Source organism: Lysinibacillus odysseyi 34hs-1 = NBRC 100172 (genome assembly GCF_001591965.1).
In the GTDB taxonomy this organism is placed as follows: Bacteria; Bacillota; Bacilli; order Bacillales_A; family Planococcaceae; genus Lysinibacillus_B; species Lysinibacillus_B odysseyi.
In genome coordinates, this window is record NZ_BCVX01000001.1 from 70,471 (window position 1) to 94,573 (window position 24,103).

21 protein-coding genes and 2 other annotated features are annotated in these 24,103 nt (G+C 41.6%); of the genes, 8 read left to right on the forward strand and 13 right to left on the reverse strand.

Going from position 1 to position 24,103, the window contains the following annotated elements:
• Positions 1-42: 42 nt before the first annotated feature.
• Complete coding sequence (gene metG / locus BOD01S_RS00375) at positions 43-1,680, reverse strand: methionine--tRNA ligase (protein ID WP_036159398.1); 1,638 nt, start codon at positions 1,678-1,680, stop codon at positions 43-45.
• Between the two features lie 45 nt (positions 1,681-1,725).
• Positions 1,726-1,967: a binding site (T-box leader), on the reverse strand.
• A 284-nt stretch (positions 1,968-2,251) separates the two neighbouring features.
• On the opposite strand from metG, the gene BOD01S_RS00380 reads away from it, so the two are divergent.
• Entirely contained in the window at positions 2,252-3,358 is a 1,107-nt protein-coding gene (locus BOD01S_RS00380; RefSeq protein WP_036159400.1) for a serine hydrolase, read from the forward strand.
• Between the two features lie 21 nt (positions 3,359-3,379).
• On the opposite strand, the gene BOD01S_RS00385 is transcribed toward BOD01S_RS00380, so the two are convergent.
• The 3 genes from BOD01S_RS00385 to BOD01S_RS00395 all read right to left on the reverse strand — a co-directional run bounded on the left by BOD01S_RS00385 (position 3,380) and on the right by BOD01S_RS00395 (position 7,382).
• The gene (locus BOD01S_RS00385) at positions 3,380-4,552 is read right to left on the reverse strand and encodes an MFS transporter (RefSeq protein ID WP_036159402.1); all 1,173 of its coding nucleotides are present in this window, start codon (positions 4,550-4,552) and stop codon (positions 3,380-3,382) included.
• Between the two features lie 56 nt (positions 4,553-4,608).
• Positions 4,609-4,867: a binding site (T-box leader), on the reverse strand.
• A gap of 112 nt (positions 4,868-4,979) precedes the next feature.
• Positions 4,980-5,345 (reverse strand): hypothetical protein, encoded by a 366-nt coding sequence (locus BOD01S_RS00390; protein ID WP_036159762.1) that lies wholly within the window; start codon positions 5,343-5,345, stop codon positions 4,980-4,982.
• A 213-nt stretch (positions 5,346-5,558) separates the two neighbouring features.
• A complete protein-coding gene (locus BOD01S_RS00395) occupies positions 5,559-7,382 on the reverse strand; it encodes a dynamin family protein (RefSeq protein ID WP_052125025.1) in 1,824 nt (607 codons plus the stop codon).
• A gap of 561 nt (positions 7,383-7,943) precedes the next feature.
• On the opposite strand from BOD01S_RS00395, the gene BOD01S_RS00400 reads away from it, so the two are divergent.
• Positions 7,944-9,020 (forward strand): TcaA 3rd/4th domain-containing protein, encoded by a 1,077-nt coding sequence (locus BOD01S_RS00400; RefSeq protein WP_036159404.1) that lies wholly within the window; start codon positions 7,944-7,946, stop codon positions 9,018-9,020.
• A gap of 50 nt (positions 9,021-9,070) precedes the next feature.
• Positions 9,071-9,859 carry a hypothetical protein gene (locus BOD01S_RS00405; protein WP_036159406.1) on the forward strand — a complete coding sequence of 263 codons (789 nt, stop codon included), beginning with the start codon at positions 9,071-9,073 and terminating at the stop codon, positions 9,857-9,859.
• A gap of 188 nt (positions 9,860-10,047) precedes the next feature.
• Here the strand turns inward: BOD01S_RS00405 and BOD01S_RS00410 are convergent, their stop codons facing one another.
• Positions 10,048-11,178, reverse strand: coding sequence for a TolB family protein (locus BOD01S_RS00410; protein WP_233153061.1), 1,131 nt, complete (start codon positions 11,176-11,178; stop codon positions 10,048-10,050).
• A 487-nt stretch (positions 11,179-11,665) separates the two neighbouring features.
• Positions 11,666-12,127, reverse strand: coding sequence for a DinB family protein (locus BOD01S_RS00415; RefSeq protein WP_036159410.1), 462 nt, complete (start codon positions 12,125-12,127; stop codon positions 11,666-11,668).
• A 244-nt stretch (positions 12,128-12,371) separates the two neighbouring features.
• Between BOD01S_RS00415 and BOD01S_RS00420 the strand changes: the two genes are divergently transcribed.
• The 3 genes from BOD01S_RS00420 to BOD01S_RS00430 are packed head-to-tail and all read left to right on the forward strand — an operon-like array spanning position 12,372 to position 16,134.
• Positions 12,372-13,901, forward strand: coding sequence for a spore germination protein (locus tag BOD01S_RS00420; RefSeq protein ID WP_052125026.1), 1,530 nt, complete (start codon positions 12,372-12,374; stop codon positions 13,899-13,901).
• On the forward strand, positions 13,898-15,007 hold the full coding sequence (locus tag BOD01S_RS00425) for a GerAB/ArcD/ProY family transporter (RefSeq protein WP_036159412.1): 1,110 nt from the start codon (positions 13,898-13,900) through the stop codon (positions 15,005-15,007). Before BOD01S_RS00420 ends, BOD01S_RS00425 begins: the two co-directional genes overlap by 4 nt.
• Positions 15,007-16,134 (forward strand): Ger(x)C family spore germination protein, encoded by a 1,128-nt coding sequence (locus BOD01S_RS00430; protein ID WP_036159414.1) that lies wholly within the window; start codon positions 15,007-15,009, stop codon positions 16,132-16,134. The genes BOD01S_RS00425 and BOD01S_RS00430 overlap by 1 nt, the downstream gene beginning before the upstream one ends.
• Before the next feature lie 101 nt (positions 16,135-16,235).
• Here BOD01S_RS00430 and BOD01S_RS00435 read toward each other — a convergent pair whose 3' ends face one another.
• Genes BOD01S_RS00435 through BOD01S_RS00445 form a run of 3 tightly spaced genes read right to left on the reverse strand, consistent with a single transcriptional unit; the run spans position 16,236 to position 18,033 of the window.
• Positions 16,236-17,210: a hypothetical protein gene (locus tag BOD01S_RS00435; RefSeq protein ID WP_036159416.1), complete on the reverse strand. Its 975-nt coding sequence runs from the start codon at positions 17,208-17,210 to the stop codon at positions 16,236-16,238.
• Between the two features lie 15 nt (positions 17,211-17,225).
• Complete coding sequence (locus BOD01S_RS00440; protein ID WP_036159418.1) at positions 17,226-17,606, reverse strand: NUDIX hydrolase; 381 nt, start codon at positions 17,604-17,606, stop codon at positions 17,226-17,228.
• Positions 17,607-17,616: 10 nt separating this feature from the next.
• A complete protein-coding gene (locus BOD01S_RS00445; protein WP_036159420.1) occupies positions 17,617-18,033 on the reverse strand; it encodes a PH domain-containing protein in 417 nt (138 codons plus the stop codon).
• 111 nt (positions 18,034-18,144) lie between these two features.
• Between BOD01S_RS00445 and BOD01S_RS00450 the strand changes: the two genes are divergently transcribed.
• A complete protein-coding gene (locus tag BOD01S_RS00450) occupies positions 18,145-19,269 on the forward strand; it encodes an FAD-dependent monooxygenase (RefSeq protein ID WP_036159422.1) in 1,125 nt (374 codons plus the stop codon).
• Between the two features lie 135 nt (positions 19,270-19,404).
• On the opposite strand, the gene BOD01S_RS00455 is transcribed toward BOD01S_RS00450, so the two are convergent.
• Complete coding sequence (locus BOD01S_RS00455) at positions 19,405-20,088, reverse strand: DUF1963 domain-containing protein (RefSeq protein ID WP_036159424.1); 684 nt, start codon at positions 20,086-20,088, stop codon at positions 19,405-19,407.
• 224 nt (positions 20,089-20,312) lie between these two features.
• On the opposite strand from BOD01S_RS00455, the gene BOD01S_RS00460 reads away from it, so the two are divergent.
• Positions 20,313-20,834 (forward strand): AAA family ATPase, encoded by a 522-nt coding sequence (locus BOD01S_RS00460; protein ID WP_233153068.1) that lies wholly within the window; start codon positions 20,313-20,315, stop codon positions 20,832-20,834.
• Positions 20,835-20,949: 115 nt separating this feature from the next.
• Here the strand turns inward: BOD01S_RS00460 and leuD are convergent, their stop codons facing one another.
• From leuD to leuB, 3 genes are read right to left on the reverse strand one after another with little or no spacing between them, the layout of a single operon-like run.
• Positions 20,950-21,543 (reverse strand): 3-isopropylmalate dehydratase small subunit, encoded by a 594-nt coding sequence (leuD, locus tag BOD01S_RS00465; protein ID WP_036159428.1) that lies wholly within the window; start codon positions 21,541-21,543, stop codon positions 20,950-20,952.
• A gap of 13 nt (positions 21,544-21,556) precedes the next feature.
• Positions 21,557-22,963, reverse strand: a complete 1,407-nt coding sequence (leuC, locus tag BOD01S_RS00470) for a 3-isopropylmalate dehydratase large subunit (RefSeq protein WP_036159430.1) — start codon at positions 22,961-22,963, stop codon at positions 21,557-21,559.
• Positions 22,964-22,978: 15 nt separating this feature from the next.
• Positions 22,979-24,079 carry a 3-isopropylmalate dehydrogenase gene (gene leuB / locus BOD01S_RS00475; RefSeq protein WP_036159431.1) on the reverse strand — a complete coding sequence of 367 codons (1,101 nt, stop codon included), beginning with the start codon at positions 24,077-24,079 and terminating at the stop codon, positions 22,979-22,981.
• Between the last annotated feature and the right edge of the window lie 24 nt (positions 24,080-24,103).

Consider the following 24,103-nt stretch of genomic DNA (forward strand, 5'->3'; position numbering starts at 1 on the left):
TTTTTACGTTTCATTGAGAATGTTAGATGCCTTTTAGCTCTTCTATTTTTCATATTCCATTGCCAACTTTGCCGTCTCCTCTTCAATCAACTGGACATCCAAACGTTCATAAAGGGGATATACAGCGTTCAACCGCTGAGGAAGCTGTTCCTGAATGACCCAAGAGTATTCATTTACTTGAAGCATTTGCTTTACATTCCCTACAGCAAAAGGAAGAAATGGCTGCAACAGCTGTGCGAGGTTACAGATAATAAATGTACATGCAGCCATTGTCTGCTCGCAGCCTTTACTGTCTTCCTTTATTTGAATCCACGGCTGGCGTTCGTCGAAATAGCGGTTGGCAGCCCTCACATATTCAAAGATAGATTCCAACGCCTGCTTGAAATGCCCTTTTTCAATGAAGTCCCCCGCTGTTTGATACAGAGCGCGGGTACTATGCAATATGTTTTCATCAATGTCTGCCTGGGGTACTGTACTGTTGAAAGATTTTTCGATAAACTTCAATGTACGGTTTACAAAGTTGCCAAACGCCCCAAGAAGCTCGCTATTATGGCTGTAGATGAATTCCCGCCAGGAAAAATCGGTATCCCGGTTTTCCGGAGCGTTCATAATAAGAAAATAACGAACCGTATCCGGATTGTAGCGTTCCAGCAGTTCAGGTACCCAAACCGCCCAGTTTCTGCTCGTCGAAATTTTTTTCTTTTCCAATGTCATATATTCATTGGAAATAATACGGGACGGTAGGGCTGGAGTACCAATGCCCATTAAAATGGCCGGCCAGATAACCGTATGGAACGGGATATTATCCTTTCCGTGTACATAATAGGAAGCGGCGTCTTTTCCCCACCACTGTTTGATATCTTCCCCGTGCTGTCTTGCCCATTCTACGCTCGCTGTATAATAACCGGCGACTGCCTCAATCCACACATAGATTTTCTTTCCTTCAAAGCCCGGCACCGGAACATCTACTCCGTTTGGCAAGTCTCTTGTGACGGCCCTGTCCGGGATGCCTTCTGCCAAATAGCGCTTCGTAAGCAGCAAGGCATTTTCCCGCCATCGTTTTTCCGATTCTGCTTTTGCTACATATTGCTCAAGCCTTTTCTGGAACGCACTAAAGGAGAAATAAAAATGCTCTGTCTCCCGGATTTCCGGTGTACTTCCACAGATTTTACAACGCTTGTCTAGCAAATCAAGCGGATCGAGGATTTTTGAGCATTGATCACACTGGTCTCCCCTCGCTGTTGCCCCGCAGTTCGGGCAGATTCCTTCGACAAAACGGTCCGGTAAAAACTGCTGATCATTCGGACAATACGCCTGTTCTATCTTTTTCTTGTAGAGATAGCCCTGTTCTAAAAGTATTAAAAACATTTCCTGTACCGTTTTGTGATGATGGGTTTCATCGGTCCTTGTATACAGGTCATAGGTGAACCCTAACTTCTCAAACGTTTCGGTGAATTCCCGGTGGTATTTATCAGCAATTGCCTTCACTGTCGTATGCTCCTCATTTGCCCGAATCGATATCGGCGTCCCATTACAGTCACTGCCCGAAACATACAGAACCTGCTCCCCTTTCTGCCGGTAATACCTTGCTAAAATATCGCCCGGCAATAACGCCGCAATATGGCCGATATGTAATGATCCATTCGCATATGGCCATGCTCCTCCAATAAAAATACTCATAGTTTCCCCCCCTAAAAATAAAAAACGCCCTAACCGTATCATTACGATTAGGACGAATAGTTTCGTGTTACCACCTAAATTCACAAATAGCTCACACTATTTGCCTCTGTCAGTACGTGTTCATACTGCCGCTGTTGTAACGAGTGCCTTTCTCGTCGCAGCCTACACCAATTGGTTCGGTACGCAGCTCCAAGGTCATTTTCGGTAAGGTTCATCTGCTTCATTTCCACCATCAGAAGCTCTCTATCAAACTACCTCTTACGTACTTTCCTTTTCAACGCCTTTAGAATGTATTGGGTATAACTTTATCACTTTTTTTATTAGCTGACAATTATGTATTCACAAAATATTACAGAAAATTCGGTAGCGATCAGAGACTTTGATTGTTTTACTGGGATCTTGTTCGGTTCTTTCATTGGTCGGTATGAGGCATTCAGCCCTTTTAATCTATCCGATATTGAAAAAAATATATTTTCACTATAGGAATTTATAATTTTATAATAAGTCTGAAAAGTTGAAACCTTCTAAGATGATCCTACGTAACAGTATAATAGGAAGGGAGCGTTATACGATGAAATACGTGGCTGCCATATTTATATTTCTGTTATGTACAGCTGTGGGACTATTCATCTGGCAAATCAACAAGTCGAATCCCGCTTTAATTTATGAACATGTTAAAAAACAGGAAGAGAGCGGCCAGGCCGCTTTGGTCATAAAACGAAATGGTGAAGTAATCGTTGAAGTAAATCCAACAAAAACCTTACCGCTCGCTAGTACAGTTAAATTTATCGTAGCGATTGCCTATGCGGAAGCAGTCGCTGATGGATTACTGGATGCAGGGGAAAGCGTGCCCATTGCCAAACTACAGAATTTTTATATTCCCAAAACAGATGGCGGGGCACATCAAGCCTGGCTGGACAGCCTAGGTAAAGTCAACAGTATTCCGTTAAAAGAAGTTGCTAACGGCATGATGCTGTATAGCTCAAATGCCAATACGGATTATTTGATTTATAAAATCGGTTTGGAGAATATAAACAATCTTATAAAAAAACTTGGCCTTTCGCAGCATGAGGAACTTTACCCTCTTGTCAGCGCCCTTTATATTCCGGTACAGCTCATACAAGAACGCGGTATAGAAAAAAAGCAGCTGGCAGCAGCACTGGAGAAGATGGACATGGAAGAATACAGGAAACGTGCTATGGACATTCATACAAATTGGCTTACCCAGTCTCCAAGCAAGGAGGATATTAAGCACATCCAGCAATACTTAACAGCTGACGTACAAAAGGTATGGTCGGATCGTTTACCCCGTGCGACAGCTGCAGAGTATGCTTCTTTAATGGCCAAATTAAATAGCAAAGATTATTTCCCTCCGAAAGTACATGCCAATTTAGACCCGATTACCGAACAGCTTATGCAAAATCCGCAAAACCAATCATGGCTTCGACACGCCGGTCAAAAGGGTGGTTCCACCAAGTTTGTTTTGACGAAGGCAATGTATGCGACAGACAAGCAGGAAAATCAAACAGAGATCGTTTTATTACTGAATGAATTATCTTTCTTTGAGCAAATTATACTGTCCCGTAATCTGAACGCATTTCAGCTAAAGGTGCTAAGTGATCCGGCATTTATCAAGAAAATGAAGAAGACTATTGAAAACCGCCCTCCTTCAGACTGAGGGCGGTTTTTTAATCCGGCATTATTCTCCAGCAGTACGGCTAACGAGCATCGCCAACCATATTCCTATACCTAAAAGAACGATACTTCCCATAAGAACAACAGGTCTTAGTCCAACTTGTTCAGCTGCTGCCCCGAATACCAGTACGAGCAAAAGAGCACCTACTGATTCTAAAAAACTAAAGCTACTCGTAAACCTTCCAAGAAGCGCCGTCGGTACTGCCCGCTGGATATATGTTAAAAAACCGATATTTACATAACAATGGGCAAATGTGAGGATGAAAAAACCAATGGCTGCAGTAGAAAATTGCCGTGATCCTGCGTACGTCAAATAACCTATTGCTATGAAGATCGCCCCATATTTCATTGACAAACGCGGACTACACGTCCATTTCGCATTGATAAGAGAACCTACTATAAACCCAACACCAGCCATACTTACTAACAGCCCATATTTTGGCTCCGTCAAGCCTACTTCTGTTTGAGCAAATGCTGCTTCAATGGAATCTAAGGCAGTCATACACACAATCATAAGGCTGACTAAACTATAAATACTGCCAACAAACCAGTTCGCTTTAGTGTAATGAAATACACTCTTCCAATCTTGGAAGATTACCTGTATCGTAACCTTCTCGTATATGGCATGCTCCCCTTTTCCTTTTGGCAGGCGACATAGCACCACCGCTGATATAATTAGAGCTATTGCATTCACTACGATTGCCAGCTGAGGAATGCCGGTTAAAAATAATAGACCTGCTATACTAGGGCCGAGGATAAATCCCGAGGATTGAACAAAATTTTTCCAAGCATTAAAACGCTGCTGCTCGGAAGGTGGAATTAAGTGCGTCATGTATACAAAAGAAGCAGTTGTAAAAAAGGCGTTTTGCATTTGCAGAATAAATGAAATCCCGTAAATCAGCGGTAGATTTGCAGTAGTAGATAAAAGGAGAACAAAAATAGCCCTGCTTATATTGAGAAAAACCAATATTTTTTTTGTATCAATCCTGTCAATAAGTGTACCAGCCCAGCTGTTGGTCATCAGAGCCGCCATTGGTGTAAGCATGTATAAAATACTGACGGCAAACGGCGAATCGGTAAGGCGCAGGACAATCATATTCAGGGCAATAAAGTAAACCCATTCACCAACATTGGATATCCACATACTTAATAGCAGCAATATTTTTACACGTGTCATCATTCAAGCCCCTTTCTTAATTTGAGCAATAAAAAATCCACCCCCAAGATTCTCATCTTAGGGACGGATTCGAATAATCGACACGTGTTGCCACCCTATTTCACCAGGATATTACTATCCATAGCCTCAATCAGTACGGCCGTTACGGGCTTATACTGCTTCTCTATAACGGGAGAGCCCGTCGCATGATCACTCTTTCGAAATCCCATGCGCTACTCCAAGACTTGCTTCACACTGGTCCGCCCTGCCCGCTTTCACCTAACCGGGCTCTCTGCAAGAACATTACAATGCTACTCTTCTCTTCCTTGTATTTATTCGATTCTATAATAACAAGGAATTTTTTACAATAAAATGTATGTTCTTTCATCACTTTTTTTACTGGTATGAAGACTATAGCTGCCTATTATTTTATTTAATATCATCAGCTCTATTTATTGAGCAGATCATCAATTGCCTGAACAGCCCGTTCCAATGATTTTATTCTTCTTTCTAGAAGTGTTCTTTGAGGACTGCCTGCCTTTGATTTAGCATAAATGTTCTGAATTGACGGGAATAAACCAGTAAGAATCTTGCGGGCCTCTGCAATCTCTTCTCGTGAATATTGGTGAGGTTTTTCGTTCCAAATGTTTTCCAGCAATGCCAAGCCTATATAAAGGGCATTGAGCCGTTTTGTTAACAGCGTAGTATTGGCTCCTTTTTGAGTCATCTGAGCTAAGGCATTTTCGCATTTCCGTATTGTTGAATCGAGGGATGTTATTGATTCTGCTTTTTCTGCATTTGATATGTGATCCATTATGGGGCTGTCCTTTCTTTGTTTATGAATTATTGGCTTGATTATCCGTAACACCATTAAATCTCTCATTATTTTATCATAGAACACCAGCTTTCACTGCAGGAGCATAAGCATTTCAATCCTGCATCGAATCCCATACTGAACTATGTACAATAATTAACCTCTCCAAACACAAAAACGGCACAAACCACGTTTAGGGTTTGCACCGTTTTCTTATACGTGCAGTGGTACTGGCGGTTCCGGAATATCTGATACGACATCCGCCTCTGTTAAACTTAATGGGTATACCGTAATGCCAGCATCGAATTCCTCGGAAAGCGTTAAATCTTCTGCTTGACCAGGCGGTAGCTTGACTTCTTCCTGTGATAGATCGACTGCTAGAATTTTATCCACCATATGTTCAATCATTACTTCCTGCTTTCCAGACAGGCCAAGCGTCCCATTCAGTAAATAGGGCTTGATTGCTTCAGCGATAAAGCGCTGAGCATCCTCCAAACAACTGAATTCCAACACCTTTTCAATTGAGGATCTTATTTCTTTCTTTTCACGCTTGCGCTGTCCGTTCAAATCCTCCACTTGGCGGAGAATACCGGAAAGCCTTTTTTGTGCGAGCTCAACTAAATGGTTTTGAGTACTGTATAAATTCTCCAGCACAATTGCCTCATGCCTTTTTATTGTGTTATAAAGCGCCGCGCACTTTGTTTGCAGCTCATCTAGCAGGCGTTTCTCCCGCATCACCGAAATATTGTCGCTATACTGGGCGGGGCTCCCCTTTTCAATGCCTTTGCCGAATGCTTTCCGGTGCTGTGTGTCAAGCACTCCATATGCCTGCATATACTCCACATGAAGCTTTCGGTATTCACGGACGGACTGCTGATAGTGGAGCGCATAATATTCGAATTCTTCAATCTTCTCATCGCGCAAATAAAGTTCGCTCGTCAGCTTTTGCAACAGCTGATAGAGCGTTTCGACAGATTTAAATACATTGCACACCTGCTGGCATTCCTGCTTATAGGCGCTTAATAAAGCAATATCGCGCTGCTGCCGGGTATATTCAAATTCTTCGTCGCCAGCATACTGCTTTAAGCTGGCTATAGCGGACTGGAATGGCTCTCTTTCTTTGATGCATTCGATTTCCTTATAAAAATACCCGAGCCAATTAATGAACCGGTCGATTATATGCTCTATCTTTTTCCCTTTATTTTCTGATAAAGCTGCAATCAATTCCATGAGCTCCAAATAGCCTGACTCCTCAAGCAGCTTTGAATCCTGCGTCAGTCCGGCCAGCAATGCCCTTTTCGCAGAAACAGGATACATATAACCTGCTTGATCACCATAGCGGATCTTTTCAGATGCAACAAAATCATCCGCATCCCCGTTATCGATTGCATTAATAATGAAATGAGGCTTTATCTGGCGCTGGTTGTATTTTTCTAACAGCGCGAGCTCTGCATAGGTAGCCTCCTCCCCATTCCGAATGACCCAAAAGATTTCATCTGTCCGTTCAACAAGGGTCTCCGAAAAATAAGCGGAATGCTCAGTTGGCATTTCTAAAGGAACGGAATCTATAAACGTGACATTTTTTAAAAATTCATGATCAATATAAACCTCGACATAATCAATATATTCACGGATTATTTGGGCAACTTCTGCATCCGAAGTAGTTAATAACTCCATTCTATCAATATCAAACGTAGCTACCATGCCATCGAGAAATACCGCTTTGATACATTCTTCCTTTCCGTATCTGATAAACGTATTTGCACTTGTAGACAGCTCATTATGTACGGATAGAACTTCCCGGCCTAATAGCCCGTTAATTATCGTAGATTTTCCTGCCCTCTCTTTTCCGATCACTAGGAACGTAGTAGGAGTGTTTGCATCATCAATAATTCTTTTTAAGCGTTGTGATGTATCTTTAATATACGTATTTTGGCTTATGAGGCCATGTAACGATTTGATTCTTTCAATTAATTGCTGCAAGGGAATAGATGAAGTGATTGATTCGGCTTCTACCTCTTTAATTTGTCCTATCATGCAATCAACTCCTTTCCTCATTCTATTTCTATTATAAGGCAAGCGTTTTCCTCCATAAATATGGAAATGGCTGAAACGACAAATTCGGTTCTTGTTGCTTATAAAAATTATCCAAAATTAGGCATAAGAACACAGGACTTAAGAACGCCTCTCTTCAAATCCTCCACTTTTGGACTACATACAGATCAATAAATTAACAGTTTACATGGAAGAGAAGCATGACATAAAAAGTGGCACCTCCCCGAAGACATGGCTGAATCTCGGGCTAATCGTTTTTTGTCACAAAATATAATAAACCTCTTTTTAGTTATCCAATGAGGCGCATATACGAAAATTATTTGCTTCCGGTAATCGTCTGCGCAATTTATATACACTTGTAAGGATTTTTACTATATCGCCTGCCTTTGCCGATAATGTTTTTCCCCCCGCTGAACATCCAAAAAGAAATAAAACCGGAATTTTCATGCTTATAATCGAATATGTATGTTGTATTGTAGAGAGTCCAGACAAGCTGTGCGGTGCATCCGTACTCCTAAACACAATACAACAAAGGGGATCGGTATGAAATTTTGTACAAACTGTGGTACCGGCTTGAAACATACAGTCCGCTACTGTTTAACTTGCGGAATTGAAATTATGGACGAACAGCCTAAACAGCCGCAACCATCGTCTGCCTGGCAAAAATTGCGGACAAAGCAAGGTTATATGCTGTTGAGCCTTGTAGTACTCTGTGCTGTCATCGGGCATCTTGTTCTCTCCACTTTGGCAGATCCCGAAAAGAAGATTCGGTCATTTGAGCAGGTGCTGCAAAAAAAGGATGCAGATGCATTATATGAACTGCTCGTAAAAGAGCCGGATATACAAGGTTCGCCCGAACAGCTGCTCCGATTTCTTAGCTCTGAGGATATCCCGGCATCCATCGATGATCTGTTAAACACTGCAGAACGTGTCGCTAAAACAAAAACTGATGAGCTTTGGGGCAGCAGTCAGTTTGCATCAGGCGATTTATTGGTACTTAAGCATACGAAGCTGCTGTTCTATAACTCGGTTGACATCGCTCCGCTGCTAGTGGAAACTGAGATCTCCCTGCCTAAAGATGCGGCTATTACGGTGGCTGGCAAAGAATACTCAGCATCTAAAGAACAGCTTGTGAAAGTGGGTACCTTCATTCCCGGCGACTATCCTATTTCATATGATGCACAATTTACCATTCTGCCTGTACAAGGTGAAGGAACTTTCACTGTCCCTTCTTCAATGGGAAAAAAACAGTCGGTGAAATTAGAAGAAATTATACAAGGTGAAACAGTAAAACTCCGATCAGATTACGATGGACTGCTTTATATTAACGGAAAATCAACAAATCAGTATATTTCGCAGATTGAGTCGTTATCCCCGGTGTCATTTAATGAAAAGCTGAAGCTGAAAATTGTAGCGAAAGATGAAAACGGTAATGAACTGCATTCAAACGAACTCCCACTAACGAGCAATGAGCTTGTATTTGAATTTCCTGGGGTTAAAGAGCGTAAAAAAGGTCAATGGAATATACACACGTTAAAGGATCAGGTAGATGCTGTATGGAGTCAATTACAGGAAGATTATCAAAAGGTTCTAAAGACCATCGATTTCTTTATTCCTTAAATCCGCTCCTGCCAGTGCTCTATGAAAAAATGTAGAAAGAGGTTGAAAGAATGCAAAATTGCCAGGCTTGCGGCTATGAACAGCAGCAAGGTAACTTTTGTGGAGGCTGCGGCACCGCTTTACTTGTCGGCATTGACCAGAATATGAACTCTTCTCCGGTTCCTGCTACAGAATCAGCCACAAGATATCAGCCGAAAAGACGGTCCAGCAGGCAGCAGATTGACTCACAGCCAAACAGATTCCAAGTGGAGGTGCAGGACTATATCGCATATTTCAAGACAACATTAAAAAATCCGACAGAATCACTTGCCGCACCACCTGCTACGAAAACTTTTATCATTACACTCATTCTTTTGCTGCTTTCTGCTGTCCTTGCTGCCTATGCCATTACCGAAGATGTACTTGGGGTATTGGTGAATAAAGGAACCTTCCTCCTTTCGATGAGTCTGCTTTACAGCTTGTTTATCGTCATGAGCTTCGCTGCTGCTTTTTTAGTTATGTATTTCTTTTCCGAAACGAAAGGAATTCTAGGAACATGTAAAACGATATCAGGCTTTTATCCTGCTGTTGTGATGCTGAATGTAACATCCTTACTGTTAGGAATTGTCGGTGCTACAAAATTGGCTATTTTCTTCTTTGGTATGGCTGTTATGCTTGTCTGCCTATTGATCGGCGCCTTTGTAATAGTCGATGCAGTGCGGCAATTTTCCCGATCCGTCAACGGCTTTTACGCCTACATAGTCTACTTCATACTTTCATTTATGATGCTATTCTATGTTTCCTCCACACTTGCACGCTCTATTCTAGATCACTTCCTCACAAGTGTTGCCTTTTGGTAATAGAACGGAATTAACTCAATAGATAATTTGCCAGCCTTTTGCGGGAGGCTGGCTTTCCCGTATTTTCACTTCAATAGGCAAAGCATGATTTTGCACTAAAATTGAAATACAGCTCTGAGGATTCCTTATAATAGCGAAAGTAAAATAGCTCGATTTTTCCTGTTCTGTTATTAGGAATGCTTTTCCAGCTATTCGTAAAATACAATCTCTTCTATATCGGAAAGCCATTCCGTTGCCTCTGTACCATCCGAATTGGCCTTCCAAAGATTTCTCTTCGTCTCAATGAATGAGGAACCCCTTAGCCAAACGAGCTTCTGAATGGTTGAGACAAACTGTGGGGCATAATCCCCATACCCTTTTGGAGGATTGGTTATTTTTGTTTGTTTATTCGTGTCAATATCAATGGAATATAACACGGGAAGCGGATGCTTACTGAAGTCGTTTGTCCAATCCTGTTCTTTTATTCTCGAGGCTACGAGTAATTTATCAGTAATCCAATTAAAATCAAGATCTGCGAAATTGTCAGGCGTATATGTCCCTGAAACAGGCATCTCCTTTACCTTTAAGTCCTTGTTTTTAAAACCAAAAACAATTCTTCCGCCCCCAGCGATATACGCCAGCGTATCAGTTGACGGTGCCCACTTAGGCTGGCCTACCTGTAAAATCATCTCGTCTAATACTTCGAAATTTTCCCCTTCCTTATCAATGATGCAAACCATATCGCTATCCATAGACCATGAGGCAGTTGGGGTCACTACAAAGGAAATCCAATTGCCGCTCGGGGAGTAGTTTAGCTGCTCGGCATATACGGCAATTAGTTTGTTCTTTTCGGTTGTCCCGATTTCCCTTGGCAATGTAAAGAAAGGTTCCACTCCGCCAAAAAGAACAATGTCTTCATAATTATCGCCGACTTTTTTTGTGAACAAAGCAGCGCTTGACCATCCATCGGGGCGAAGAGTGCCGGATGAAGAAAGGAGAAAACCGCTACCGTCCGGAAGCCACGTAAAATCATTGACTCCGGTTGCGATATTATAGAAGCGCTTGAAATCTGATATATCCAATATCCCTCGGTCATTATAAGCGATGACGTTTTTATGGGGTGCCCATTTTGGCGAAGAGCCATCATAAAAAATTTTCTTCTTCTCCCCCGTTTTCATATTGTAGGTCCATAATTCGGACTGTGATTCACCCTTATAAATTATAGAAGGTGCTTCAACTTGATACACCAGCAGGTTTCCATCTTTCGACCATTGCGGTTTGGCGAACACCTTACCCGAATCTGTCACCTGTTTTTCTTGATTACCTATTAAGGTCCACAAATTCCCCTCCCTAATAAAGGCAGCTTTTACCTGTTTTTCCAGATCCGCTGATGGGACTGAAGGAAATAGAATAACAAGAAGTATTATGAAAAGAAAAGTCCGTTTCATGTCCCTTTCTCCTTTCATGGATTGTGTTCTTATTATCTTTCCAAACAGCTTTTTTATGTGAACAAGGCCGCCTTTACTAATGAAGAGTAAGAAAGAAATTCATTATTGCACCCCTAACGAAAAGACGCACTGTTCGGGCGTTTTACATAGCCAATCTGCATTTCTCTCTTGCGATGACAGCCCTCATTGTTTTTTGAAGTAATATTGTTTCTATACAAAAACTGTACTTCTTAGAAAGAGATGTTTAATTTTTTTAGAGCAAAATAAAGGAGAGGCTACTAAAAATGCGGCCTCTCCTTTCATTGTTATTGAAAACTATTTATTTCGTAAAGAGCTATTTACTGTTCTGACTCATCTATTTGTGTAACCAGTAAGGAGATCATCTACATAAAAGCGATTGCTTCATACTTTTAATGATTCCCATATGCAGGTTTTCATGGTTCATATGAAAAATGACCATATCCCCTAATGTTCTCATACCTAAAAAAGATGCTGTAAGTGGTTCATCAAGGTGTCCCCTGCACGCCTGCTCAATAAGGGCAGGCTGTTCTTCCAGCTTCTTTATTAGTTCCTTCATCGATGGCGGCTGCTCTGACCAATCTCCTGGTTTACTCCCACTGGGAAATAGTAAATGGTAGGAAAGAGGCAATTGTCTTTCCATATTAACAGCCCGGAACATCGTATTATCCCACCCTACCAAGATATGACCAGTGTTCCAGCGGATGCTGTTTTGGTGACCAGGCGGAATTTCATCTGCTAACTCCACGGGTATAGTGCGAAGAAATTCCACAGTCCATTTACGCCACATTTTCATTTGTTCAAATAATTGTTCTTCCCTCATCCTCATCCCCCTATTTCCCTAATTTTTTGTATAAAACCATTTAATACCGTCACAATATTCTTGTGTAAAGCGATCCATCTATAGCAATAGAAATCAGCTTACCAGGTGATTTAACTAATGATAAAAGAGTAATCAAGATGACCTACAAAGAATTTTGCCCCTTTATTAGCATCATACCAAAATCAGCGTATAGATCAATGGCGGAAAGTCTATTCTATCATCAAGGAAGGAGCTAGGACTGTACATGTTTGGAAAGAAAAAACAGAATGATCACATACCGTCCGATGATGACAAAGGATTAGATATAAATGGTACCTTTTCTCCGATAAAACAGGAATTTATTGATGAAATAAAGAAAATTACCCATTCTCCTGCTGATTTAATTATTAAAGAAGTGACAGAAAGTATTGTGATTGCTTTTATAGAAAATTTAGTGGACAAAAGGATATTGGAGGAACACCTCATTACGGTAGTAGAACATACAGAGCCTATTACGCCTACAGAGCTGCAACGAATTTTGCCCATTCCAAGGCTTAAGCTGACAGAGCAAAAAAAAGAGATTATATATGATATGCTAGCCGGCACTGTCATCATTTATATAGACGGATATTGTGAAGTTGGACTGGCAAATATCGCCAGCATCCAAAATCGTTCATTATCTGCACCGGAAAATGAGTCACAGGTAATTGGTTCCCAAGTAGGGTTTAACGAAAGTCTGGGCACGAATGTATCACTTGTCCGTAGCTTTATCCGAAACCCCAATCTTTGTATAGAAGAGTTTTCGGTAGGGAAGCAGACAAATACGGTATTTTCGATGATTTATGTAAATTCCATTGCCTCAGAGCAAAATATCCGAATTGTACGTGAAAGAATAAACAACCTTAATATTAATGATTTAATCGATAGTGCTATGCTGGCTGAATTAATTGAGGATAATTCCTACTCTATTTTCCCTCAAATGCTTTTAACAGAACGGCCCGACCGTTTTTGCGACGGCCTGCTGAACGGAAAAATCGGGATTATTGTAAATGGGAGTTCGATGGCTATTCTATGCCCTACCTCCTTTTTAGAATTTTTCCATAGTAGAGAAGAGCAAAACCTTCGGTGGCAGCTGGCTACGTTTATCCGGTTATTGAGATTTAACGCGGTTTTTTTATCGATCTATTTAACGCCTTTATATGTCGCGTCATTAACATTTCACTATGAAATCATACCTCAGCCCCTTCTAGTACCGTTAAGTGAATCAAGAGCCATTGTTCCCTTTCCGCCGATTATCGAGGCTCTTATTTTGGAATTGATTATTGAGCTGCTAAGGGAAGCAGGAGCAAGGTTACCGACAAAGGTAGGTCAAACAATCGGGATTGTAGGCGGGATTGTAATCGGCACAGCAGCAGTTCAGGCGGGGATTACGAGTAACATCCTCATCATTATTATTGCGCTTTGTGCTTTAGCATCGTTTACAACACCAAATTACATGATGGGTAATGTCATTAGGCTCTTAAGATTTCCGATCATTTTTTTAGCAGGCTTCTGGGGATATTACGGGATTATGTTATCTCTTTGCTTGTTGATCATTCACCTATTAAGACAATCCAGCTTAGGTGCGCCTTATTTATCACCTTTATATCCACCGCGGATTCTTGATTGGGGAACGGCAATTATCCGATTGCCAATCGGATTATTAAAAACAAGAGCTACGAGCAATGGAACATTTAACCGAGAAGTGATGCAAGAAAAAGACAAGCCACAAAGAGATGATGTGATGAAAGAATGAAAAGTAAAGCCTCTATTAGTCCGCCCCAACAAATCAATGCCTTTTTGATTGTAGCTGTCATTTGTTCCAATCAGGTTGGTGTGGGTGTCATGGGATTCCAGCAGCAACTATACCTCCATGCAAAGCAGGATGCCTGGATTTCGGTGCTCGTTAGCTTTATACTTGCACATTTATCGGCCATTATTATGATCAAAACTCTGGAGCTATACCAAACTAAAGATCTTTATGAAATCAATCAAGATGTATTCGGAAAATTGATCGGCAATTTCCTTACTATATTATACATTTCCTATAGTGGTTCTATATTTTTTCTTATATTGAAAATGTACATTGAAGTAATCAATACATGGGTTTTCTATAATTTAAGCCCTTGGTTTTTAGCAGCTACGTTACTGTTGCTTCTTGTATATGCCTTTTTAGGGGATTTTAGAGTAATTGTCGGTGTTAGCTTTTTTAGCTTTGTGCTGACATTTTTCTGGCTGTTCTCGCTCATCCCCCCGCTTAAATATGCTAATATCGATTATTTACTGCCTGTTTTTCAAAGCGATATTTTAAGCATATTGAAAGGCACTTACTCCATGACATTTACAATTGTGGGGTTTGAGATCATTAATATCATTTACCCTTTTATAAAAGATAAAAAGAACGTAAAACGCTATACCCATTTAAGTTTATTCGCCACATTGCTCATTTATTTTCCAATTTTACTCGTGTCATTAGTCTATTTCAGCGGGGAGCAACTTTCAAAAACACTCTGGGCTACGCTGACAATGCTGAGTGTAGTACGTTTACCGTTTGTTGAGCGTATAGATATCTTTATGATCTGTTTTGGCGTGATCATTATCTTACCAAATCTTTGCTTATATGCATGGGCTGTCTACCGGGGAATAAACAGTATTGTTAAAATACGTTTGGCTACATTCATTTGGCCTTTTAGCGGGTTAATGTTTATCCTTTCATTCTTTGCCAAAACAGTTACGCAGTTAGATGAAGTTAACAGAATTTTTATGCATGTCGGCTTTATTGCGGTCTTTATCTATCCTATTCTTTTATATTTCCTCGCCCTGCTCAGAAGGAAATTTAGGAAAACACAGGTGATCCAATAATGAAAAAGAGAAAAAGTTGGCTTCTCATTTTAAGCTTTCTCGTCATATTAGCAGGATGTGCAGAGCAAAAGATTCTTGAAAGATTAAGCTTAACAACACTTATTGGCTATGATTTTGGAGATGATGATGAGGTTAATTCTACTGTTATCGTTAGGCAGATCAACCCTGAATTCCAAAGTAATGTAGTAACGATTTCAGCACACGCGAAAACGAGTAAAGGAACACGAGAAGAAATCGGTTTGCAGGCCTCAAAAAAAGTAGCTTCAGGACAGTTAAGGGTCGTCCTCTTCGGAGAAGAATTAGCAGAAGCCGGTATTGGACAATATCTCTATAATTTATTGATGAATCCGGAGATCAGTAATGGCGCTTATTTAAGCATTGTCGAAGAGAAAGCAAAAGACTTTCTTGAATATCAATATCAAAACATCCCGGATATAAGCCAGCACGTTTTCAATTTACTGAAGCATAATATTGAACAGGAAAAATCAACATCCTCCACTCTTCACGAGACAGCACGGGATTATTATTCACCCAACCATGAGCTTGTGCTGCCAATCATTAAAAGAAAAGAGGAAGTAATAGAAATGTCAGGCATTGCTTTTTTTAAAAAGGATGTCATGGTTGGACGCCTTCCGGCTGAGGATATTTTTTATGTAAAAATGATTAGAGATGATTACGATAAAGGTACCTTTGAACTTGCGTTGGACGGGGAAAATCTAACTTCTGTCTCTAAGGGGGATTTACCAGAAGAAGTACCAATCGCGCTTGATGCGATAAATTCTAAACATAAAATTTCATTAGCTGATAAAACTACACCTGAATTTGATTTAACTATTAAATTAAATGTTCGCTTGACTGAGATTGATCAGGCTGTTCAAATTGAGAAAAAAGAAGCATTACAATTGCTTGAAAAAGAAATAAGCAAAAAAATAGAGAAAGAACTTTCCCGTATTATTTCATATACCCAAGATATAAATTCAGATATTTTCGGGTTTAGGGAGTATTATGATAATCATGTTAGAAATGCTGCTACTGATGGTGAAGATCGAGAAACAATGTATCCTAGTGTAAAAGTGAATGTTCATGTCACGAGCAAAATCATCCGCGATGGTGTATTTGGGCAATAATGGATTTTCTAAAGAATAATGCTGATTCATCCCTTAATTCTACGAGATGAATCAGCATTTTGCTGTCGTTACACTTCGGACATCTTCAATTAAAGCAATGCTTATAAAAACTGTTTTACCCTATGGCCGAAATTTTGTTTCAGTGCATTCGTATCGTTCTCATACAGAGAGAATGCTGCTGCCGAAATAGTACTATATTCTTTTTTAGCCCACATCGAAGCCTCCTTTTCCACTTCTTTTTCAAATACAAGACGTGACAGGTTATTTAGTATCCGGTATGACGCAAAAGGATGAGGAAACTGCGGATCATTTTTTGCCTCCAGCAAAAATTTATTCAGCACTTGATGATCGGCGGAATAAATAAGTTCCACTAACTTAGCGCGGTATTCAAGATCTGCCGGCGTTAGATGGGGAAAATGTAAAAAGTCATCCATATGCTGAGCTTCATGCTTTAAATAGGAAATTTGAAATTCCGCCGCCTGCAAATCCTTATAGCATATGGCGTTGCAGAACAATGCATTATCCTTTGCCCAGCCGCCGACATGTTTGTTTTCACACGTTGCAAAACCGATCCAGCTTTCAAGCAGGAAATCAGACATCATATGTACAGTAACGGACCGTTTAGCAAAAGGTAATTCCACTTCAAATTCCAGTACTCTTTCCTCCCGCCAAATATAAGGGCCCCTGAAAGGAGGAGTAACCCCTCCCAGAAAATGATAGCCTCTTTCTTTAAACGCAGCTGCAAGTGCTTCTTCTAATGAATCGATTGTCGCAGATGAAGGAGCATGCAGAATCCGGCTGATTTTATTAACCAGTTCCATTTCAGCTTCTTCTGCTGTTGTCTGATTAGTTAATACCGCTCGAAAATAATCGTGATAACAATAAATAACATTTCTAACAAAATCATCGCTAGCTGAAATTTCCACGTGAGGCGGTGAGAAAAACCGACTAGCAAAACGGGCTTCTAACGCTTCCATTTCTTCAGTTTTTGATGGAACAGAGCGCAAAAAAGCAACCGCACTATTGACATCTCCTTGAAGGCATAACGAATAAAATTGTGCTAATTCTTTACTCATCCCTGCATTCCCTCTCTACTTAACAAGTTTTTCTACAACTTCTAACGGTACAACTGGATGATTGCCAAGCTCAGGTATGTGAACCCATACAAGCTCATACGTCCCCTCACCTGTTGTAAATTCTTCAGCTGTCCCCGTTCCGAGCACTCCGCCTGTAATGGAGGCAAGATAATAAAATTGCCTTACACCATTAAAATCAAGCTCAAAAAAGCAAGTCTCGAGCTCGACCTGTACACCGAGCTCTTCATATGCCTCACGTATTGCGGTCATCTCGGGCGTTTCTCCTGCTTCTGCTTTGCCGCCAGGGAATACATAATAAACTTGTTCCTTTTTTGTCCGTTTGATCAGTAAAACATGGTCGTTTTCAAGTATGATGACTCTCCCTGAATGTTTCATTTCTTTCCTCCTACTTATCTAAAAGCCGCTCATCCACCTTAATGGACGGATTTCTTTCGGTAAGCACCCGGACAAACATCTGCCTGTCCTGCGGTGAGATAAGGGCGATTCCCATTCCCTTGTTATATAGCACCTCTATCCGATTCAAAGATAGTGCCGGTGCTGAAGCAGGATTATAGGTTTTCGTCAGCTTATAAATCGAAGCAATCGGTATAACTGCTTTAGTAAAGCCGGTTTTCACAATGAGCTCCTCCTCCGTCACCTCATAGCCTGTCTTACACCAGGCCCAGCCAAAAAATGCTCCTAGGATTGCTGTAATGAGTAAAGCGGTGAAACTGCCCTCCATAAAAAAAGGAAGTGAGCATGCCACAACTGCTCCCCATACAATCATTCCCACCAAAACATCCTTTTTTGAAGTAAAGTACATGGTAACCCCCTGTTTATCCAATTTCTACTAACTATACTATATCGCAAACACCCGATATTTGACATGGCAAGATGAAAATCGCTACTGTTAATATAGTAGGAGGTAATTCAAATGAAAATTGCAATTATCGGCGCAGGCATTGGCGGATTATCTGCTGCTCTTGCCTTACATGGCCATGAACTATATATATTCGAGAAACGATCTACATTTGAACCGCTTGGTACAGGAATTGGGATTGGTTCAAATGCCATGCAAGCACTTGACAGCATTGGGCTGGCTGATTGGGTCCAGGAGTACGGACACCCGCTTGCCCTTCAGAAATTTCTAGACACAAAAGGCAGAGTTTTAAAAACAATTGATTTCGGCGAATTCAAACGCCGCTATGGCCAGGAAAATATTACAATCCACCGTGGGGATCTACATCAAGTATTATATGATGCCTGCCCGAAAATCAATCTGACTTTCAATAAGAAATGCATTTCCGTCCATCAGCAAAACAATAAAGTCCACGTCTGTTTTGATGACGGCTCGTCAGACCATTTTGATCTGTTAATTGCAGCAGATGGCATTTACTCGAAAATACGGCAAACCATTTACCCTCATATAACACCTAAATATGCCGGCTATACGTGCTGGCGCGGCATTGCCAAACAACCGGCCGGCTTAAAACAGCATACGTCTGTTGAAGTTTGGGGTACGGGAAAACGCTTTGGCTATGCTCCGCTCACAAACGGTTCATTTTATTGGTTTGCCTGCATCAATGCACGGCAGAATGATATTTTTTATCAAAACTTGTCTCAGCGGGAAGTTGCCTATTTATTTTCTGACTTCCCTACCGAAGTGCAGGATCTAGTACATTCCACACCAGATGGGGCATTTCTTCATCATGATTTGTATGATATTTCCCCACCAAACAGCTATGTCGATGGGCATATCGTGCTGCTTGGTGATGCTGCGCACGCGACAACACCCAATATGGGCCAGGGAGCCGGGCAGGCAATCGAGGACGCAGTGACACTCGGTTCTCTCATCAATACCTATCCACTTGACGAAGCGCTGGAACATTATAACAAAGCACGCGTATCCCATACGAAAAAAGTCGTCCGAGTATCAAGGCAGATCGGCAAGCTCTCGCAGCTTACATCCCCGCTGCTTTCAAATGGACGCAATGTCTTGACTCCCTTTATTCCTTCTCGTCTCTTGTTCTGGAGACTGAAGTTTCTGTTTGAAAAATGAAGAGATGCTGCTAGGTGTTCAGAAAAATATAAAAACGCTTGGATGGAAATTTCCAAGCGTTTTTTAGTATTTATTTCTGTTACCGGCATTCCGTCAATAACAACTTCCAGTACATTACTGCTTACAGTGTCATGTTTAAAAAAAGTCACAGTGTACAGCCCACTCCTGTGTTGCCTCATTAAAGAAGAAATAAAAACTGCCGCTATCCACTATGTTAAACTGTGCTTTTTCATCAGAGCTTATTTGAAAAACAAAGTGATAGTCTTCGCCGAATGAAACGCCGCTCTGTACATAAGATGCATATCCACCGATCTTATGCATCGGATATACCTCCTCCACGACATCTTCATGGTAGTCGAGCACGTTTTCCGACTCAAGGCGCACGATTTCATCTTCAATCTCCGGATCAAAATCAGCTGAATCCCACGCAGGCGCATCATTATCAACAAGGGAAGGTATTAACGGAAACGGTTTAATCCTGATAGATTGGTCATTTACTTTATGTAATCCGTCTAGCGTCGTATAACAATTTATTTTGAAAAACGGTGCTAGATTTTCCCTCGTCAGCTCGTTAAATACATTGTAATCCATATAAACTGTTATCAGTTGATAGCTCTCCAGTTCTTTCGGACAGTAGGGCGATTTTTCCAGAAACAATGTACAGAGCGGCTCGAAATTTGAAGGTACCTCTATCTTTTCCTGTCCCCATAGCACCTTCCCAATCCAGCTCTCCCCTAACTCTTCAGTCGGTCTAATACCGCCTGTCTTAAAGATTGTCGCATGCTTAAAAACTGCTTTTTTAATTTCACTGCTATTCACCAGTAACCCCTCCTTATGTCTATAATACTTAATATTTCCTCTATTCGATTTAGCACGACAATCCTCATAACTACCGTTTTTACAGCCTTATAACAAATAAGGTAATTTATGATAAAATATAGAGGCCATGCAAACCTATTCCTATTTTATTATCAGAGAATAAAGATTGAAAAGATTACTAAAGATATATTTATCCGATTGGAGATGAAACACGAGTGATCGTAATGATAAACGGCGCTTTTGGCGTGGGCAAAACTACAATTTCCAATGAACTTGTACAAGTTGTGGAGAACAGCATGTTATTTGACCCGGAAGAAGTAGGTTATATGTTAAGGAATGTGTTGCCTGATAAAGTGAAACAATCTGAAGCAAAGGCAGGAGATTTCCAGGATTTTCAGTTATGGAAAACGTTAACTGTTGATATAGCAAAGCATATCAGATCTACGTATCATGTGAACTTAATTGTCCCTATGACCATTCGAAAACCCGAGTATTTTCACTATATTTTTGATGGGTTTAGCAGCATTGATCAACATACATACCACTTCTGTTTAACGGCAAGTAAAGATACTATTTACAAAAGGCTGCGGGAACGTGGAGAGGAAGACGGAAATTGGTGCTTCCAGCAAACCGATAAATGTCTGCAAGCATATGAGGAAAATAATTTCGGTGAGTATATAGATACCGATAATGTTCCTATTGATAAGATTGTCGAGACAATTAAGGATAAACTAATTTCCTTTTAAGAGATTTATACGTTTCATTATTAATAAATTCTTCTATCAAAAAGCTCCGGGCAATTTACATACCCGGAGCTTTTCCTATAAAAAACGTTCCAGCAAAAGCTGGAACGCAGAATAATTATTCAAATACTAGCCGTTTTTCCTCATAAGCTTTAATGTGGTCCTCATACTGGAATGTAAGCGAAATTTCATCCCAGCCGTTCAGCAGCATTTTTTTATAATACGGATCGATGTTGAATGTGTACGTTTTGCCGTAACCTGTCGTTACTGTTTGTGCTTCCAGGTTCACTTCGATTTCCTGCGCCTGCTCGATTCCTTTTGCAAGCAGCTCATCACATTCTGCTTCTGTCAAACGAATCGGTAAGATTCCATTTTTAAAGCAGTTGTTATGGAAAATGTCCGCAAAAGACGGGGCAATGACAACCCGAAAACCGTAGTCTAAAATAGCCCATGGCGCATGCTCACGGGAAGAGCCGCAGCCGAAGTTGTCCTGTGCCACTAAAATCTCCGCCCCGCTGTACGCTGGCTTGTTCAACACAAAATCCTCATTGGGCTGACCATTTTCGTTAAAACGCCAGTGATAGAAGACAAACTGGCCAAAGCCTGTACGCTCGATTCGCTTTAAAAATTCCTTTGAAATAATTTGATCCGTATCTACGTTTTTTCGGTCAAGCGGTGCATAGACGCTCTTGACAATATTAATTGGTTCCATATAGTTCTCTCCCTTACGCTTGTTGCTTTGCAAATTCCCGAACGTCTACGAAACGGCCGTGGATAGCTGCAGCCGCAGCCATTGCCGGTGATACAAGATGTGTCCGTGCCCCGGCTCCCTGCCGTCCTTCAAAGTTCCTGTTGGATGTGGATGCGCAGCGTTCGCCTGATGGAATGACATCCTCGTTCATACCGAGACATGCAGAACATCCTGACTCACGCCATTCAAAGCCTGCATCCAGGAAGATTTGATGTAGGCCTTCCTCTTCCGCCGCTCTTTTTGTCGACCACGAACCAGGTACAACAATCCCCTGCACACCCGGTGCCAGCTTTTGCCCGCGTACAATCTCTGCTGCTGTACGAAGGTCCGAGATACGGGAATTCGTACAGGAACCAATGAATACATGCTGGATTTCAATATCCGTAATCTTTTGACCTTCTTTAAGATCCATATATTGTAACGCCTTTTCCAATGCACCACGATCTGCCTCATTGTCATAATCAGTTTTTGTCGGTACTGTTTTCGATACACCAACACCCATAGCAGGATTTGTACCCCATGTGACGATTGGCTCGATTTCTGCTGCATCAATTTCCAGTACAACGTCATACGCACAATCGGCATCTGATGTCAGGCTCAGCCAGTATTCGGCAGCTTCGTCAAATTGCTTCTGTGGTGCAAAGCGGCGTCCGCGAAGGAATTCCACCGTTTTTTCATCGGGAGAGATCAACCCCGCTTTTGCTCCTGCCTCTACGGACATATTACAAACAGTCATGCGCTCTTCCATGGACAGTGCACGAATGGCTTCTCCCGTATATTCAACAATATGCCCTGTCCCGACACCGATTCCCCATTTGGCAATGATAGCAAGGATAATATCTTTCGCAGCCACCCCGACGCCTAATTGGCCGTTCACACGGATTTCCATAGTCGGCGGCTTTGTTTGCCAAAGCGTTTGCGTGCTCATAACGTGCTCCACTTCCGATGTACCGATTCCGAATGCTAATGCACCGAATGCACCGTGTGTGGATGTATGGGAATCCCCGCAGACAATTGTTTTTCCTGGCTGTGTCAAGCCAAGCTCAGGACCGATCACATGGACAATCCCTTGATCCGGATGCCCGATATCAGCAAGCTGGATGCCGAATTCCTTCGCGTTGTCCGCAAGTGTGGTAATCTGTTTTTTTGCGATCGGGTCATTGATGGTCGGCAGATTTTTTGTCGGCACATTATGATCCATTGTCGCAAAGCAAAGGTCTGTACGGCGGACTTGGCGTCCAGCAAGGCGGAGTCCCTCAAACGCCTGCGGACTTGTTACTTCATGTATTAAATGAAGGTCAATATACAATAAATCCGGCTTGCCTTCTTCACGATATACGACATGCTGCTCCCAAATTTTCTCGATTATGTTTTTCCCCATTTTCTTCACCAATCCTTAATTATATGAAATCATAATGCTGTCAGAAACGAAGCTTGCATCGATTTCGTTTAAGACTTTATCTGTCCATTCATCTGTCGTTAAGACACGGTCGTGGTGGCGGGCTAAATCAGCCGTGTAGTAGCCATCCTCGAATACAGCGTTTACTGCTCGCTCAATTTCGGCCGCTTCCTCTTTCAGCCCGAATGAGTATTGCAGCATCATCGCAACGGATAAAATTGTTGCTGCCGGGTTTGCAGCACCTTGGCCTGCAATTTCAGGAGCTGAACCATGCACCGGCTCATAAAGACCGAACTGGTCACCACGAATGGAGGCAGAAGGCAATACGCCAAGTGATCCTGTAATAACGGATGCTTCATCACTTAAAATGTCACCAAACATGTTTTCCGTCACGACGACATCATACTGCCCCGGATTTGTGATAAGTTTCATTGCGACCGAATCAACCAAATTATGTTCAACTTCCACATCCGGATACTGGAACTTTTTCTCCTCTACAATCTCACGCCATAAACGGGACGTATCAAGCACATTTGCTTTATCAACCGAACATAATTTGCCTCGGCGCAGACGAGCCAGTTCAAATGCATTCTCGACAATACGCTCGATTTCTCTACGGGAATATACACATGTATCAACTGCCGCCTCATTCGTCTTTTTGCGCGGCTCTCCGAAATAGATACCTCCTGTCAATTCCCGTACAATCATCAAATCGACATTTTCTGCAACTTCACGCTTTAACGGAGAAGATGCGAGCAGGCTAGGAAACGCTTTGACAGGACGGAGGTTCGCGAATAAATCAAAATGCTTACGGATCTTTAATAAGCCTTTTTCAGGACGTAACTCGGGTGGATTGTTATCCCATTTCGGGCCACCTACTGCACCTAACAGTACAGCATCACTTTCTTCACACATAGCAATTGTTTCATCCGGTAATGGATTATTAAATTGGTCGATCGCCGCGCCGCCGATCGCTGCATAGCCAAGATGGAATGTATGATTGTATCGTTTGCCAATCACTTGTAATACTTTTACCGCCGAAGCGACTACTTCAGGGCCAATGCCGTCTCCAGGCAAAACTGTAATTTTCTTTTCCATGGTAAACACCTTTCCTTCTCGCAC